12 protein-coding genes are annotated in these 16,234 nt (G+C 62.6%); 5 read left to right on the plus strand and 7 right to left on the minus strand.

Features of this window, described 5'->3' with window-relative positions:
• Positions 1-46: 46 nt before the first annotated feature.
• Together tsaE and QSJ80_RS01045 are read right to left on the minus strand one after the other, a co-directional pair.
• Positions 47-547: a tRNA (adenosine(37)-N6)-threonylcarbamoyltransferase complex ATPase subunit type 1 TsaE gene (tsaE, locus tag QSJ80_RS01040; RefSeq protein WP_434219153.1), complete on the minus strand. Its 501-nt coding sequence runs from the start codon at positions 545-547 to the stop codon at positions 47-49.
• Positions 548-552: 5 nt separating this feature from the next.
• The gene (locus tag QSJ80_RS01045; protein WP_285762410.1) at positions 553-2,031 is read right to left on the minus strand and encodes an NAD(P)H-hydrate dehydratase; all 1,479 of its coding nucleotides are present in this window, start codon (positions 2,029-2,031) and stop codon (positions 553-555) included.
• 66 nt (positions 2,032-2,097) lie between these two features.
• On the opposite strand from QSJ80_RS01045, the gene queG reads away from it, so the two are divergent.
• A complete protein-coding gene (gene queG, locus QSJ80_RS01050) occupies positions 2,098-3,204 on the plus strand; it encodes a tRNA epoxyqueuosine(34) reductase QueG (RefSeq protein WP_285762411.1) in 1,107 nt (368 codons plus the stop codon).
• A 122-nt stretch (positions 3,205-3,326) separates the two neighbouring features.
• Positions 3,327-3,782, plus strand: coding sequence for a methylglyoxal synthase (locus QSJ80_RS01055; protein WP_285762412.1), 456 nt, complete (start codon positions 3,327-3,329; stop codon positions 3,780-3,782).
• Between the two features lie 6 nt (positions 3,783-3,788).
• On the opposite strand, the gene orn is transcribed toward QSJ80_RS01055, so the two are convergent.
• Entirely contained in the window at positions 3,789-4,346 is a 558-nt protein-coding gene (gene orn, locus QSJ80_RS01060; protein WP_285762413.1) for an oligoribonuclease, read from the minus strand.
• 87 nt (positions 4,347-4,433) lie between these two features.
• Here orn and rsgA point away from each other — a divergent pair, with 87 nt between their 5' ends.
• The 3 genes from rsgA to asd all read left to right on the plus strand — a co-directional run bounded on the left by rsgA (position 4,434) and on the right by asd (position 7,245).
• On the plus strand, positions 4,434-5,453 hold the full coding sequence (rsgA, locus tag QSJ80_RS01065; protein WP_285762414.1) for a small ribosomal subunit biogenesis GTPase RsgA: 1,020 nt from the start codon (positions 4,434-4,436) through the stop codon (positions 5,451-5,453).
• 95 nt (positions 5,454-5,548) lie between these two features.
• The gene (locus tag QSJ80_RS01070) at positions 5,549-6,361 is read left to right on the plus strand and encodes a sulfurtransferase (RefSeq protein ID WP_285762415.1); all 813 of its coding nucleotides are present in this window, start codon (positions 5,549-5,551) and stop codon (positions 6,359-6,361) included.
• 32 nt (positions 6,362-6,393) lie between these two features.
• Positions 6,394-7,245, plus strand: coding sequence for an archaetidylserine decarboxylase (gene asd / locus QSJ80_RS01075; protein ID WP_285762416.1), 852 nt, complete (start codon positions 6,394-6,396; stop codon positions 7,243-7,245).
• A gap of 99 nt (positions 7,246-7,344) precedes the next feature.
• Here asd and QSJ80_RS01080 read toward each other — a convergent pair whose 3' ends face one another.
• The 4 genes from QSJ80_RS01080 to gltB form a co-directional block, all read right to left on the minus strand.
• Positions 7,345-8,709, minus strand: a complete 1,365-nt coding sequence (locus QSJ80_RS01080; protein ID WP_285762417.1) for a cyclic di-GMP phosphodiesterase — start codon at positions 8,707-8,709, stop codon at positions 7,345-7,347.
• Between the two features lie 190 nt (positions 8,710-8,899).
• Positions 8,900-9,967 carry a uroporphyrinogen decarboxylase gene (gene hemE, locus QSJ80_RS01085; protein ID WP_285762418.1) on the minus strand — a complete coding sequence of 356 codons (1,068 nt, stop codon included), beginning with the start codon at positions 9,965-9,967 and terminating at the stop codon, positions 8,900-8,902.
• Positions 9,968-10,080: 113 nt separating this feature from the next.
• On the minus strand, positions 10,081-11,499 hold the full coding sequence (locus tag QSJ80_RS01090) for an FAD-dependent oxidoreductase (RefSeq protein WP_285762419.1): 1,419 nt from the start codon (positions 11,497-11,499) through the stop codon (positions 10,081-10,083).
• Positions 11,500-11,508: 9 nt separating this feature from the next.
• A complete protein-coding gene (gene gltB / locus QSJ80_RS01095) occupies positions 11,509-15,963 on the minus strand; it encodes a glutamate synthase large subunit (protein ID WP_285762420.1) in 4,455 nt (1,484 codons plus the stop codon).
• Positions 15,964-16,234 lie beyond the last annotated feature (271 nt).

Here is a 16,234-nt window from a genome sequence, read left to right on the forward strand (position 1 = left end):
TTTTATTGCCGTGGCATGATCGCGCCGCGCGCGTCATGCCCGTTTTTTATTTCAACAGTTTATTTACCGCATCGAGCCAGCGATTGCCAGCCTCGGTACCGGCACTGAACGTCAGCTCTCGCCCGCTGCCCACCACGCTGATATCCAGCGACAGGTCCGGCTCGGGCAAAATTCCCTGCCCCTGGGAGGGCCATTCCACCAGGCTCAGGCTTTTTCCGCGGAAATAGTCGCGGATGCCCATGTACTCCAGTTCCTCGGGATCACTCAGTCGGTAGAGGTCAAAGTGATAGACCTGGAAGCTGCCAAAATCATAGGGCTCCACCAGCGTATAGGTGGGGCTCTTGACCGCGCCGGTGTGACCAAACGCGCGCAATACGCCGCGACTGAACGTGGTCTTGCCAGCACCCAGCTGCCCCTGCAGGAAAATACACAGGGGTTGCTGTTGTGCCAGCGCGGCCGCCGCCCTGCCAATCGTCTCGCCCGCGGCCACCATCTCGGCCTCGCCGTCACAGCGGAGTGTCAGCAGCGCATTTGCATGCATCGTCATTCTATTCAGCCAATAATTTCACGCACGACGGGGAGCAGGTCCGTTGCCAGCATGCCGCGCATACCCTGCGCCGCGACCCTGTCCGCTGCCTCGCCGTGCACCCAGGCACCCTGGTACGCCGCTTCCAGCGGCGACAGGCCCTGCGCCATCAGCCCTGCGATTATGCCGGTCAGCAGGTCGCCCATGCCGCCGGACGCCATGCCGGGATTGCCGGCACGGACAATTTCGCAGCCACGCTTATGCGCAATCACAGTGCCATACCCTTTTAATAGCACCACGCCGCTGAATTTTTCCTGAAGGGCTTTTGCCGCCCCGAGCCGGTCGCGCCCGATTTCAGCGCTGGAGCAGCCCAGCAGCCTTGCGGCCTCGCCGGGATGCGGGGTCAGCACCCAGTCATCGCGACGCACACCGGCCAGCACACGACCGCCGGCGAGGATATTCAGGGCATCGGCGTCCACCACGAGCGGCGCCTGCGCGCGCCCTGCGCGGGCCAGCATCTGCTCACCCCAGGGACGCTGGCCGAGGCCCGGCCCCAGCGCGATGACGCTCGGCGCTTCCAGCAGTGGCTCCAGCTCCTGCCCGGATACCACGCCACTGGCCATCACCTCCGGCACCCGTGCGAGGGTCGCGTTCACGTGTTCGGGCCGGGTCGCCAGACGCACCAGGCCGGCGCCAGTGCGCGCACTGGCCTCGGCGGCGATCATCGCCGCCCCGCCGTAGCCGCTGTCGCCACCCACCACCAGTACGGTGCCATAAAGGTTCTTGTGTGCATCCGCCGGACGCGGCGCGAGATGTACGCCACCCCCGTATTGGTGCGCCAGAGGCTCGAGCCCCTCGCGCACTTCCGCCGGCACCCCCAGATCATCGAAAACGATTTCCCCGGCACAGGCGCCACCCGCGCCTGTATAGAGGCCGGCCTTGCGCCCGATAAACGTCACGGTACAGTCAGCGCGCACGGCCAGGGGCGCATGGCCGGTATCTGCCTCGACCCCGGAGGGAATATCCGCAGCGATCACCGGCAGGCCCGAACTGTTGACCTGCTGCACCGAAGCGGCAAATTCGGCACGCAATTCCCCGCTGAAACCGGTGCCGAGCATCGCATCCACAAGTACACCGGCAGGGTCGTCGAGCTGCGTCCGGGGCAAGAACTCAACCCCTTCCTGGCGCGCAAACTCCATCGCCGCGCGGGCATCGCCCTTCAATTCGTCCGGCGCTACCAGCCACGCAACCCGCGCGCGCAGGCCGCGCTGGGCGGCAATCGCTGCCACCACATAACCGTCACCGCCATTGTTGCCGCCGCCACAATAAACTGTAATTTCCTTACAGTCCGGCCAGCGTACCTGCAACTGTTCGAACACGGCGCGACCGGCACGCTTCATCAGCAGGCTGCCGCTTATACCGATATTGTCGATCGCATTGGAATCCATGGCGCGCACCGCGGCGGCGCTGTAGAGGGACAGGAAATAGGGAGAATCTTGCTGCATGGCGTTCCGTTCAGATTAATATGCCAGAATGACGCCCTGAAGATTATACGTAGTTTGCCACCATCCATGTACGATTCTGCCGACCTGAATCATCTCGCCGCACTGATCAGGGACTGGGGACGCGACCTCGGCTTCCAGCAGGTAGGCATCAGCGATTGCGATGTCACCGATCACGCCGCGCGCCTGCAGCAATGGCTCGATGCCGGCTATCACGCGGATATGGAGTGGATGCGTACCCACCAGGCCTTGCGTGCCGACCCGCCCGCGCTGGAGCCCGGCACCCTGCGGGTGATCAGCGCACGCATGGACTACCTGCCGCCGGATACAGAACCGGTGCGGATCCTCAAGGATTCCCGCAAGGCGTATGTATCGCGCTATGCGCTGGGGCGCGATTATCACAAACTGATCCGCAAGCGCCTCGCCCGGCTGGGCGAACAGATCAACCGCTTCGCCAGCGAACATGACTGGGACAGCAGCAACCGCGCCTTCACCGACAGCGCGCCGGTACTCGAGCGCGGTTTCGGCGAAAAAGCCGGGCTCGGCTGGATCGGCAAGAACTGCATGCTGCTCAATTCCGGGGCCGGCTCCTGGTTTTTCCTGGGCGAACTGTTCGTCAACCTGCCACTGCCCGTGGACCAGAGCGAGCAACCCGACCGCTGCGGCACCTGCAGTGCCTGCCTCAAGGTCTGCCCCACCGATGCCTTTATCGGCCCCTACCAGCTCGATGCATCGCGCTGCATTTCCTACCTGACGATAGAATACGACGGCGTGATCCCGGAAGAGTTGCGCGAGCCGATGGGCAACCGCATCTTCGGCTGCGACGACTGCCAGGCAATCTGCCCCTGGAATCGCTTTGCAAAACCCACAGGCGAAGGCGACTTCCATCCGCGCCACGGCCTCGGCGACAGCGACCTGCTGCAGCTGTTTGGCTGGTCGGAACAGGAATTCCTGGACAATACCGCCGGCTCCGCAATCCGGCGCTCCGGCTACGAGCGCTGGCGGCGCAACCTTGCGGTAGCACTTGGAAATGCAGAACCGAGTGCGGAAATCATCGAAGCTGTGCGCGCTGCCATCGACGAGGACACACCACTGGTCGCCGAGCACCTGCGCTGGGCGCTCTCGCGCCTGCAAAGCCCGCGCCGGCGCAAACGCAAGATACGCCGCAACCGCTGAACTTCCGGGAAATTCCGCGGCCCCTAACTGCCTGCTATCTATTTTTTATCGACCGAGTCGGCTGAGCGCGACTGCGATTCGGGTTATCCTGTGCGACAACCACAGTACAGAGGGGCTTCACCTTGCAGTACAAAACCATCCTGTCGCCGGCACGCAAACGCATCGCCCTGGTAGCGCACGATAACCGCAAGCCAACCCTGATTGGCTGGTGCCAGCGCCACCGCGAAGTACTCGCGCAGCACGAACTTTTTGCAACCGGTACCACCGGCGGGCTTATCGGCAGGGAAACCGGGCTTGAATTGAGTGCGCTGTTGAGCGGCCCACTCGGCGGCGACCAGCAGATCGGCGCCAAGATCAGCGAAGGCGGTATCGATATGCTGGTGTTTTTCTGGGACCCGTTCGAGCCGATGCCGCACGATCCCGACGTCAAGGCACTACTGCGGATTGCGGCGGTGTGGAATATCCCGGTGGCCTGCAACCGCGCCTCGGCGGATATGATGCTGACTTCCCCCCTGATGGCCGGGTCCTACGAACGCGATATTCCCGATTACGAGGGCTACCTGGGCGCGCGCAGCTGATCCCGTTCAGGGCTGTGGTGTTTCCGCGCGGAAAAAATGCGCGCGGTAATGGCGCAGCTCATTGATGGAGTCGAGCACATCGTCGAGCGCCAGGTGATTGCCCTGTTTGACCACACCCTTCAGGACGTCCGGACGCCAGCGTCGCGCCAGCTCCTTGACGCTGCTCACATCCAGGTTGCGATAGTGGAACCAGGCCTCGAGCTTCGGCATATAGCGGTTGAGAAAACGCCGGTCCTGGCCAATGGAGTTGCCGCACATCGGTGATCTCCCCTCCGGCACCCACTTGCTGATGAACTCCAGTGTGCGCTGCTCCGCAGCCGCCTCGCTGACCTTGCTTTCGCGCACCTTGGCCGTCAGGCCACTGTTACCGTGCTGGCGTGTATTCCACTCATCCATCGCATTGAGCAAGGCGTCGTCCTGGTGCACGACCATCTGCGGGCCGGTCGCGAGGATATTCAGGTCGCTGTCGGTAACGACGGTCGCGATTTCGATAATCCGCTCCCGCTCGGGGTCGAGGCCGGTCATCTCAAGGTCGATCCAGACCAGGTTGTTTTCGTTCTGCATAATCGCCCCACAGCCAGATTTTCCGTGCAAGTTACCGTATTTTACGGCACACGCCTATAATCGGCGCGTCGCACAAGCAGATTCTTCATGAGCAAACGTAAACTCAACCGCCGCCAGCAATGGCGCATCAACAAAATCCAGGAAGAGCGCGAGCGCCGTGCATCCGGGCGCGAGGAAAAAGCGCTGCAGCAGCTCGACGAGGGCATACTGGGGCCAGAGCAGACCGGACTGGTGATTGCGCATTACGGCACCCAGGTGCTGGTCGAGGGGGAAGATGGCAACCGTCAACGCTGCCACATGCGCGCCAACCTGGACCCGCTGGTGACCGGAGATCGAGTGGCATGGCGGCCATCACTGGCGGAGAAAGATGCACTCGGCGTGGTGGGGGCGCGTATGGCGCGTGACTCGGAACTGCTGCGGCCGGACCGGCACGGCGACCTGCGTGCCGTGGCAGCCAACATCAACCGCATTGTGATTGTGGTGGCACCCTACCCGCAGGCGCATGCCAACCTGATCGACCGTTATCTGGTGGCCTCGGAATCAGTGCATATCCCGCCACTCATCCTGCTCAACAAGACCGATCGTATCGACGACAGCAATCGCGACGAGCTGGAAGCGCTGCTGGCACCCTACCCGGAGCTCGGTTATCCGGTATTGCCTGTCTCCACCAAAACCGGGGACGGACTCGGCGAACTCAAGCAGCTGCTGGCGCAGGGCGCCAACGTATTTGTCGGGCAGTCCGGGGTCGGCAAGTCCTCACTGATCAATGCACTGTTGCCCGGTGTGGATACGCGGGTCGGGGCCCTGTCTGAGGCCCGCCAGAAAGGCACCCACACCACCACCACCGCCGAGCTGTTCCATTTCCCGGATGGCGGCCACCTGATTGATTCTCCCGGCATCCGGGAGTTCGGCCTGTGGCACATGTCGGATGAGGAGCTGCTGGAGGGCTTTGTCGAGTTTCGCCCGTTTATCGGCCACTGCCGTTTTCGCGATTGCCGCCACCAGGCCGAACCCGGCTGCGCCATCAACCAGGCCGTCGAGGATGGCGCCGTTAGCCAGCGCCGCATGGACAGCTACCTGCACCTGCGCAACAGCCTCAGTGAATAGCGCGGCCCATCGGCCAGCAGGTGACCCGGTAAACAGGCTGAACCCGCGCCGCGCATTGCGCTAGAATGGCGCCCCACCCAGGAAAGGAGCCCAACTTGGCCGACAACCTGCCCTACATCCTCGAGCCGCAAGAACTGCAGGCTGCCATGGACCGCGGTGACAAACTGCTGGTTCTCGACCTGTGCGCCGAGGACCGCTATACCCATGGCCACATTCCCGGCGCCATCTATGTGCCCCCGCGCCAGTTGATGGCTGGTACACCCCCCGCCCCGGGCAAATTCCCCCCGCACGAGCGGATCACTGCACTGCTGCGCAGCCTTGGGATCGAGGCGGACACCCATGTGGTTGCCTACGACGACGAGGGTGGTGGCTGGGCCGGGCGCCTGCTCTGGACCCTGGACGTAGCCGGCCACCGCAACAACAGCTACCTGAACGGCGGTTACCACGCCTGGGAGGCCGCGGGCCTGCCGCTGTCGCAGGAAGTGCCAGCGCCGACCCCATCGGATTTCGAGCCTGCCTGGGATGAGGCCAGCGTATCGATCGACCTGGAAGAGATCATGCAACGCCTGCAGGCAGGCACCCTGCAGGTACTGGATGCACGCTCCCCTGCGGAGTATCGCGGTGAGCGAGTACTCGCCCTCAAGGGCGGCCATATCCCCGGCGCCATCAACTGCGAATGGACCAGCCTGATGGACCCGCAGCGCGACCTGCGTATTCGCACCGACGCCGCCGAACACCTCGCCGCGCTCGGCTTTGACAAGGAGCGGGAACTGGTTACCCACTGCCAGTCCCACCACCGCTCGGGCTTTACCTACCTGGTAGGCAAATCCCTGGGCTACAGGATGCGCGCCTACCCCGGCTCCTGGAGCGAGTGGGGCAACACCGAACACACGCCTGTTGAGCCCTGAGGCACAACCGTAAAAACTGAAGACCCGGATCCATGCAAGAAAAACTTTTTATCGCACTGCAATACATCACCCCGCAGAGACTGCTTTCCCGCGCGGCGGGATGGCTGGCCGAGACCTCCATCAGCTGGATCAAGGATCCCTTCACGCGCTGGTTCGTGGACCATTTCGACGTCGATATGGATGAAGCGGTGGAGGAGGACTGCACCGCCTACGGCAGCTTCAACGATTTCTTCACCCGCGCACTGAAACCCGGCGCACGCGAGATTGTTTCCGGCAGCAAGACCCTGGCCTGCCCCGCAGACGGTGCCATCAGCCAGCTCGGTGACATCCGTGACGGTCGCATCTTCCAGGCCAAGGGCCAGGACTACAGCCTGATAGAACTGGTGGGCGGCGATCCCAAGGTAGCGGCGCCTTTCATGGGCGGCCAGTTCGCCACGGTTTACCTGTCGCCGAAAGACTACCACCGCGTGCACATGCCCCTCGGTGGCACACTGCGCAGCATGATCCATGTGCCGGGCGACCTGTTCTCGGTCAACAAGGCAACCACCGAGAATGTGCCGCGCCTGTTCGCGCGCAACGAGCGCGTTGTGGCGATCTTCGACACCGACGCCGGGCCCATGGCCATGATCCTGGTAGGCGCCATGATCGTGGCCAGCATCGAAACCGTATGGGCCGGCCAGGTAACCCCGGTTCCGCGCGAGATCCGCGCCACCCACTATAGCGAGCAGGAAGAGATTCGTCTGGAGAAAGGTGAGGAGATGGGCCGCTTCAAGCTCGGCTCTACCGTGATCATGCTGTTTGGCAAGGACCAGGTGGAATGGCTCGAGGCACTGGGTGCCGATAGCGAAGTGCGCATGGGCGAGCACTTCGGCGACCTGGATTAATCACCCCCAGAAACTGAAAAGGCCGGCTGCAATCGCACCGGCCTCCTGTTTTTCGTTCTGTAACCCGTCCGGGTTCGTTTATTCCCGCTAACGCCCTGTTCAGCGCCCAAGCAGCGCCCCCAGCAGGGTCTTCTTCTGCTGGTGGAACATGTATTGATCCCTGATCTCACCCACTTTCACAGTTGGGTAGACCCCGGGCTCGACATCCTTGGTAATGCTGAGCGGCGCCGGACCTGCGGCATTGACCTTGCCGCGCTCCAGCAGGCTCTGGCGGCGCTGCTGCTCCTTGAGCAGGTCGATCAGGCGCGGCCTGGCGAGCAGTTGTTTGTTCGCATCCAGCACCACCATGACCTTGGGATGCAGGCGATTGTGGAAAGTCTGCTCCACCACGACCCCGATTTCGCCGCTGCTGAGCTCGACCTGGGTACCGGTGGGGTAGATGCCGATCGACTGGATGAATTCCAGCGCAAGCTGTTCCTGGAATGCCCTGCCGCGCAAATCATACAGACGGCTCACCGCCCTCGATGGCGCCACCGGGAATTCCGCGCCGCGCGGGTTGGTGGCCTCGTCGTAGAACGACACGATGCCGCACATTCGCGCCAACACCGGGACCTGGTCGCCGCGCAGGCCGCGGGGGTAGCCGCTGCCGTCGTGCAATTCACGGTGGCACAACACGATGTTGAGTACGTCCGGGTCTATGTCCGGAATGGAGGTGAGGATATCCACACTGTGGCGGATGAAAGTGCGGAACTCCAGCTCCTCGCGCGAGCTGCGCTGGCGCGCCTTGAGCAGGTCGTCCGGCAGGCGGGTCTTACCCACATCCTTGAGCAGGGTGGCAACGCCCAGCGCTACCAGTTCGCGCCTGGCAAGGCCGATATGGCGACCAAACACGATTGCCCAGATACCCGCGCGGATGGAGTGTGCGTAGGTGTATTCATCCTTGCTGCGGATTCGCGCCAGCCACGAAAATGCATCCGGGCTGCGCAGCACGCTGTCGACCATCTCCTCCACGGAGCGGGTAACCTGCTGCACCGGCAGGGGCATCTCAGCGTCCAGCTGCACCATCACTTCCTGCATGGCATCGTGCAGGCCCTTGTGCAGGCGCGCCGCATTGAAAGCCTCGCGCTTGAGTGGCGCAGGTTCCGGATAGGAGTTATGAGAGACCTTGACCGGGCGACAGGGAATGACGACTGGTACCGCAGCCCCTGGCTTGGCCGAAAACTTATTGATGCCGCTGGCCGAGCTGGACTGGCGCCGCAGCGCCACCCCCGCATCACCGACACTCTTGACGATATCGACATAGACGTAGCGGCAATGGTGCTGGAGCTGGCGGATTTCCTCGCGGTCACGGATATAGAAACCCTGCAGGGCGAACGGCGTCTGGGTCCAGGGCTTATCCAGCCTGGAAACAAACATGCCTTTTTGCAGGTCTTCAACAAAGACCCGTGCCTGCTTCAGTGCCACGGTAAATGATTCCGTTACGGTAGGTTTATCCTTATTGTCCCGTCCAGTGCAACACTACCTCTGGCACCAGGGTTCCATTTGAAAACAGGGCGGCGGGACTTCTCCATGTTCACCCGGCAGTCTAGCCATACAGGCGGCACAAACTGTGCGGACGATCACATATCTTATCCCCGCGCCCCGCGACATACAATCACTGCTCGTGATATTTCCCCGAAAGCTCCACTACCGCATCAAAAAATGCACCGGCGTGCGCCGGGTCTACCTGCGGGGTTACGCCGTGGCCCAGGTTGAAGACATGGCCGCTGCCGCGACCAAAGGATTCCAGGATCACGCCAACCTCTTCGCGGATGCGCTCGGGGCTCGCATAGAGCACCGCCGGATCCATATTGCCCTGCAACGCCACGCGATCGCCCACACGCTTGCGAGCCACGCCGATGTCTGTGGTCCAGTCGAGACCCAGTGCCGTCGCACCAGTGTCCGCCATCGCTTCGAGCCACTGGCCGCCGCCCTTGGTAAACAGGATCACCGGCACCTCGCGGCCCTCGGATTCCCGCGTGAGGCCCGCCACAATACGTTGCATGTAATGCAGGGAAAACTCACGGTAGGCGCGATCACTCAGGGCCCCGCCCCAGGTATCAAAGATCTGCACCGCCTGGGCGCCCGCGCGGATCTGCGCATTCAGGTATTCCGTCACCGCGTCTGCCAGCTTGGTGAGCAGCTTGTGCATCACCTCGGGCTGGTCGTAGGCCATGGCCTTCGCACGGCGAAAATCCTTGCTTGAGCCGCCTTCGACCATGTATGTGGCCAGCGTCCAGGGGCTGCCGGAGAAACCGATCAGCGGTACCCGGCCATTCAGCTCGCGGCGGATAGTGGACACGGCCTTGACCACGTAATCCAGGTCGCGCTCGGTATTCAATGCCGGCAGCGCGTCGACCGCGGCCTCATCGCGCACGGTCTTGCGGAAGCGCGGGCCCTCACCGGTCTCGAAATAGAGGCCCAGGCCCATGGCATCCGGGATGGTCAGGATATCGGAAAACAGAATGGCGGCATCGAGCGGATAGCGCTCCAGCGGCTGCAGGGTCACTTCGCAGGCGGCGTCGGGATTGGTGCACAGGTCCATGAAGGAGCCGGCAGCGGCCCGGCTGGCGCGGTACTCCGGCAGGTAACGACCGGCCTGACGCATCATCCAGACGGGCGTGCGATCTACGGGCTGGCGCAGCAGGGCGCGCAGGAAGCGGTCGTTCTTGAGTTCGGTCATGGGATACTGCTCGGCAATTATGCAAAACGGCGTATTCTAAGGGCGCCCATCCGTGGGCGCCACCGTTTGCACGCAGGTCAGCGGCAGAATCCCGCTCAGACAGGGCCGCGCAGTCAGAGGTCCAGGTAGTCGAGAATGCCCTCGGCAGCCTGGCGACCCTCCCAGATGGCCGTTACCACCAGGTCGGAGCCTCGCACCATGTCTCCGCCGGCAAAGACCTTGGGGTTGCTGGTCTGGAAACGGTACTGCTGCTCTTCCTCGGCCACCACACCGCCCCACTCGTTGGTGTCGATGCCGTGCTGGACGAACCATTCTGCCGGGCTCGCCTGGAAGCCGAACGCCACCAGCACCACGTCCGCCGGAATAATCTCCTCGGAACCCGGTACCGGCTGCGGGCGGCGGCGACCGCGCTCGTCGGGCTCACCCAGCTCGGTGGTCACTACCTTGACGCCTTCGACCTTGCCGTCGCCGACAATGGCTACCGGCTGGCGGTTGAACAGAAAGTTCACGCCCTCTTCGCGGGCGTTGGTCACTTCGCGGCGTGAACCGGGCATGTTTTCCTCGTCGCGGCGGTAGGCACAGGTCACGCTGCGCGCGCCTTGGCGGACACTGGTGCGGTTACAGTCCATCGCGGTATCACCACCGCCGAGCACCACCACGCGCTTGCCGCGCACAGAGATAAATTCGTCCGCGTCCTTTTCCCAGCCCATGTTGCGATTCACGTTGGAGACCAGGAACGGCAACGCATCGTACACACCGGCCAGGTCCTCGCCAGGGAAACCGCCCTTCATGTATTTGTAGGTACCCATGCCCATAAAGACCGCATCGTAATCGCGCAACAGGTCATCCATGCTGACATCGCGACCGATCTCGGTGTTGAGGCAGAACTCGACACCCATCTCCTCGAACAGCGCGCGACGCTTCTGCATCACCGATTTTTCGAGCTTGAATTCCGGGATACCGAATGTGAGCAGGCCACCGATTTCCGGGTAACGATCGAACACCACCGGGGTCACGCCGTTGCGCACCAGCACATCGGCGCAGGCGAGGCCTGCCGGGCCGGCGCCGATGATGGCCACCTTGCGATCGGTTTTCTGCACATTGTCCAGGTTTGGCTTCCAGCCCAGGGCCAGCGCGGTATCGGTGATGTATTTCTCGACGTTGCCGATGGTCACCGCCCCGAACTCGTCGTTCAGGGTACAGGCGCCCTCACACAGGCGATCCTGTGGGCAAACCCGGCCGCACACTTCCGGCAGCGAGTTGGTCTGGTGCGACAACTCGGCGGCCTCAATGATATTGCCTTCCGATACCAGCTTGAGCCAGTTCGGAATGTAGTTGTGTACCGGGCACTTCCACTCGCAGTAAGGGTTGCCGCACTCGAGGCAGCGATCCGCCTGACCCGCCACTTCGCGCTGGGTATAGGGCTGGTAGATCTCGACAAATTGCTGCGTGCGCGCATGCAGATCTTTCTTGACGGGATCCTTTCGCCCCACCTCGACAAACTGAAATACGTTCTTTGCTTTGTTTTCCATAGGGCCCCCTTACTCGCCTCTCGCCCGCACGTCCTGCAACAGGCCACTGAGGCTGGCTGCCTTGGGTTTCACCAACCAGAAACGGCCGATGTAATCGTCGAGGTTTTCGCAGAGTTCACGGCCCCACGCGCTGTCGGTTTCCTCCGCGTACTCCTCGATCACACTGCGCAGGTGGCTCTGGTAGGCCTCCAGCTGCTCGGTGTTGATTCGACGCAGTTCCACCAGCTCGTGGTTGACCTTGTCAAAGAAGTCACGGTCCATATCCAGTACATAGGCAAAACCGCCGGTCATGCCCGCACCGAAGTTGACCCCGGTGCTACCGAGCACCGTGACCACACCGCCGGTCATGTATTCACAGCAGTGATCACCTGCTCCTTCGACCACCACATGGGCGCCGGAGTTTCGCACGCCGCAGCGCTCACCCGCACGGCCCGCAGCAAACAGCTTGCCACCAGTGGCGCCGTACAGGCAGGTATTGCCGATGATGCTGGTTTCATTGGAGGCGAAGGTGCTGCCCTGCGGCGGACGGATCACGATCTTGCCGCCGGCCATGCCCTTGCCCACGTAGTCATTGGCATCGCCCTCGAGATACAACTCCAGGCCACCGGCATTCCAGACCCCGAACGACTGCCCGGCAACGCCGCGCAGGTGCAATTTCACCGGTGTGTCCGCCATCCCCTCATTGCCGTACCGGCGGGCGATCTCGCCGCTCAGGCGCGCGCCGATGGAGCGGTCACAGTTGGTGACCTCAAACTCGAAGTCGCCACCGGAGCGCGCCTCGATCGCCGGCAGGATTTCCTGAACCATGCGCTCGGCAAGCTGGCCCTCATCCCAGGGGTGGTTGCGTTCCACCTGGCAGGTCTGCGGCTTGGTCTGCAGCACCGCATCGGTGTGCAATAGTGGTGCCAGGTCGAGCTTCGCGTGCTTGTCGGTCTTGCCGGCAAGCGGCTGCAGCAGCTCCACGCGGCCGACCAGCTCATCCATGCTGCGCACGCCGAGTGCCGCCATCCATTCGCGCACTTCCATCGCCACAAAGCGGAAGAAGTTCATCGCCATTTCCACGGTGCCGTGGAAATGTTCGTCGCGCAGCTCCTGGTTCTGGGTCGCGACACCGGTTGCACAGTTATTCAGGTGGCAGATGCGCAGGTATTTACAGCCCAGCGCCACCATTGGCGCGGTGCCGAAGCCAAACGTCTCGGCGCCGAGGATCGCCGCCTTGATCACATCGAGGCCGGACTTTAGGCCGCCATCGGTCTGTACCCGCACCTGCCCGCGCAGGTCATTGGCGCGCAGCGTCTGGTGGGTTTCCGCAAGGCCCAGTTCCCACGGCGAGCCGGCGTAGCGGATCGAGGTGAGCGGGCTGGCGGCGGTGCCACCGTCGTAACCGGAAATCGTGATGAGGTCCGCGTAGGCCTTGGCCACGCCGGCGGCGATGGTGCCCACGCCCGGGCGCGACACCAGTTTTACCGAGACCATGGCCTGCGGATTGACCTGCTTGAGGTCATAAATCAGCTGCGCCAGGTCCTCGATGGAATAGATATCGTGGTGCGGCGGAGGCGAAATCAGGGTCACGCCCGGCACCGAGTAACGCAGCCGTGCGATCAGGTCGTTGACCTTGCCGCCGGGCAACTGACCGCCCTCACCGGGCTTCGCACCCTGCGCCACCTTGATCTGCAGCACCTCTGCATTGACCAGGTAATGCGGCGTCACGCCAAAGCGGCCGGAGGCGACCTGCTTGATCTTGGACACCCGGTTGGTGCCGTAGCGGGCCGGGTCTTCACCGCCTTCACCACTGTTGGAGCGGCCACCCAGCGTGTTCATAGCCTGCGCCAGCGCCTCGTGGGCCTCCGGTGACAGGGCACCGAGGGACATCGCGGCGGAATCAAAACGGCACAGGATCTTCTCGATCGGTTCCACCTCTTCCAGCGGTACCGGCTTGAGGTCAGCGCGCGGCGCCAGCAGGTCGCGCAAGGTCGCCACCGGGCGCTCATTGACGAAACCGGCGTAATCGCGCCAGGCATTGTAGTCGCCCTGCTGCACAGCCCGCTGCAGGGTCTGCACCACGTCCGGGTTGAACGCGTGATACTCCTGTCCGTGTACGTACTTGAGCAGGCCACCCGGGTTGACCGGGTAACGGTTTTTCCACGCAGCCGCGTTACGCTGCGCCTGGTCGGCCTGCAACTCGGCAAAACCCGCACCGCCAATGCGGCTCGGCGTATCGCCGAAGCACAGCTCGATCACTTCCCTGTCGAGGCCCACCACTTCGAACAGCTGCGAGCTGCGGTACGAGGCAATGGTGGAAATGCCCATCTTGGACATGATCTTCATCAGGCCCTTGTTAATGGCCTTGCGGTAATTCTTCTGCCCGCTGGCGGCATCGAGTTTCAGTTCGCCACTCTGGATCAGGTGGTTGATCACACTGTAGGAAAGGTACGGATGCACCGCGGTGGCGCCGTAGCCGAGCAGGCACGCCACCTGGTGTGCGTCCCGGGCGCTGGCGGTGTCCACCACGATATTGGTGTCACAGCGCAGGCCGGTGCGCACCAGGCGCTGGTTCACTGCACCGGTGGCCAACAAGGCCTGGATCGGCAGGGTGTCGGCGCTGATACCGCGGTCACTCAATACCGCAATGCCGATGCCGCCGCGTGCCGCTGCCTCGACCTCGTCACAAAGCGCGCGGATGGCGCTGCCCAGATCCTGTTTTGCCGGGTCATAGTGCAGCGAAAAGACTTTCGCTTCGAAGCCGGGCATATCCAGGTCCAGCAGCGCGGAGTACTTGATGTGGGACAGAACCGGCGAGGACAGGATCACCCGGTTAGCGTGCTCCGCGGTTTCCTGGAATACAGAGTATTCACGGCCCAGGCAGGTTTCCAGCGACATGACGATCGCCTCGCGCAGCGGGTCGATCGGCGGATTGGTCACCTGGGCAAACTGCTGGCGGAAATAGTCGTACAGCGAACGGTCTTTCTCCGACAGCACCGCCATCGGGGTATCGTCGCCCATGGAACCGACAGCTTCCTGCGCCGACTCTGCCATTGGCCGGATTACCTGGTCGCGCTCCTCCAGCGAAGAGCTGAACAGCTTCTGGTAAGCCTTGAATTCTTCGGTGGAAAAGCGGTTATCCACCGGGTCCACCACCAGCGTGGAACGAATGCGTCGCGCGTTCTGGCGCAGCCACAGCTTGTAGGGCTTGGAGCCCTTGAGCATGTTGTCGACATCGGTGGTATGCAGCAGGCGGCCGCTTTCGGTATCGACGGAGAGTATCTGGCCGGGACCGAGGCGACCCTTGGCTACCACGCTCTCCGGGGCATAGTTGTGGACGCCCACTTCCGATGCCACCGTGATCATATCGTCATCGGTGATCACCCAGCGCGACGGGCGCAGGCCGTTGCGGTCGAGCGTACAAACGGCATACCGGCCGTCGGTCATTACGAGGCCCGCGGGACCGTCCCACGGCTCCATGTGCATGGACATGTACTCGTAGAAAGCGCGCAGGTCCATGTCCATGCTGTCGACATTCTGCCACGCCGGCGGCACCAGCATGCGGATCGCCTTGTGGATATCCATACCACCGGCGAGCAGCACTTCCAGCATGTTGTCGAGGCTGGAGGAATCGGAGCCGGTACGGTTCACCAGCGGGGTCAGCTCCTGCAACTCGGGCAGCAGCTCGGAGACAAATTTCGGAGTGCGCGCAACCGACCAGTTGCGGTTGCCGGTGATGGTGTTGATCTCACCGTTGTGCGCGAGCATGCGGAACGGCTGCGCCAGGGGCCAGCGCGGCATGGTGTTGGTGGAGAACCGCTGGTGGAACACACAGATTGCAGTCTGCATCTGCGGGTCGGCGAGGTCACTGTAGAAGCGCGGCAGGTCGGCCGGCATCATCAGGCCCTTGTAGACCAGCACATCGACAGAAAGGCTGGCGATATAGACGTCGGCAAGGCCCGCCGCACTGATGGCCTGCTCTGCGCGGCGACGCGCGACAAACAGGCGGGTGTTGAGCTGGCGACGGTCCATGCCCGGCGCCTGCACGAAGACCTGCTGGCAATCCGGCAGCGACGCAAGCGCTATTTCACCGAGGCACGATGGATCGGTTGGCACAGTGCGCCAACCGACCAGCTGCAGGCCTTCACCGGCAATGGCCGAATCGATTTTTTCGCGAGCGGACGCGGCCGCAGCAGCGTCGGCCGGCAACATCACTGCACCCACGCCGTAGGTTGCTTCGAGGTCGCAGCCAAATGCCTCTTTTGCCTTCAGGCGCAAGAAACTGTCGGGTTTCTGCAGGAGCAGACCACAGCCATCACCGGTCTTGCCGTCGGCATTGATGCCGCCGCGGTGGGTCATGCAGGTCAGGGACTCGATGGCAGTGGCCAGCAGCTTGTGGCTCGCCTCACCTCGCAGGTGCGCGATCAGTCCGAAACCACAGTTATCCTTGAATTCATCCAGCCGGTACAAGCCGTCACTCATAAGCCCCTCTCACAGGTCGCTATCACTATTTTATGCAGTGACGGAGGCTTCGCAGGGTCAGTAAATTACCCCGGGTTCGCGCTGACTTTGCTCATGATTTTGGGTTTTATTGTTGTGCAATGATCGCGGCTGCGGACTTTTCGAAAAGCTCCAGTCACACCAGACAGAGAGTACCCGGCGCGGGCATTCTTGAATGGGGTAGCAATACTACAAACGTACCCCTGATTTTGCAACCAAATACAGATTTTTGCTCTGTAAAACAACTGCTTAG

Source organism: Biformimicrobium ophioploci, assembly GCF_030270605.1.
Classification (GTDB): Bacteria; Pseudomonadota; Gammaproteobacteria; order Pseudomonadales; family Cellvibrionaceae; genus Biformimicrobium; species Biformimicrobium ophioploci.

Bases quoted from the DNA above. Each gene is read 5' to 3' on its own strand.
- gltB (WP_285762420.1), bottom strand. From the start codon at position 15,963: ATGAGTGACGGCTTGTACCGGCTGGATGAATTCAAGGATAACTGTGGT.
- rsgA (WP_285762414.1), top strand. From the start codon at position 4,434: ATGAGCAAACGTAAACTCAACCGCCGCCAGCAATGGCGCATCAACAAA.
- tsaE (WP_434219153.1), bottom strand. From the start codon at position 547: ATGACGATGCATGCAAATGCGCTGCTGACACTCCGCTGTGACGGCGAG.
- QSJ80_RS01090 (WP_285762419.1), bottom strand. From the start codon at position 11,499: ATGGAAAACAAAGCAAAGAACGTATTTCAGTTTGTCGAGGTGGGGCGA.
- asd (WP_285762416.1), top strand. From the start codon at position 6,394: ATGCAAGAAAAACTTTTTATCGCACTGCAATACATCACCCCGCAGAGA.
- queG (WP_285762411.1), top strand. From the start codon at position 2,098: ATGTACGATTCTGCCGACCTGAATCATCTCGCCGCACTGATCAGGGAC.
- hemE (WP_285762418.1), bottom strand. From the start codon at position 9,967: ATGACCGAACTCAAGAACGACCGCTTCCTGCGCGCCCTGCTGCGCCAG.
- QSJ80_RS01045 (WP_285762410.1), bottom strand. From the start codon at position 2,031: ATGCAGCAAGATTCTCCCTATTTCCTGTCCCTCTACAGCGCCGCCGCG.
- orn (WP_285762413.1), bottom strand. From the start codon at position 4,346: ATGCAGAACGAAAACAACCTGGTCTGGATCGACCTTGAGATGACCGGC.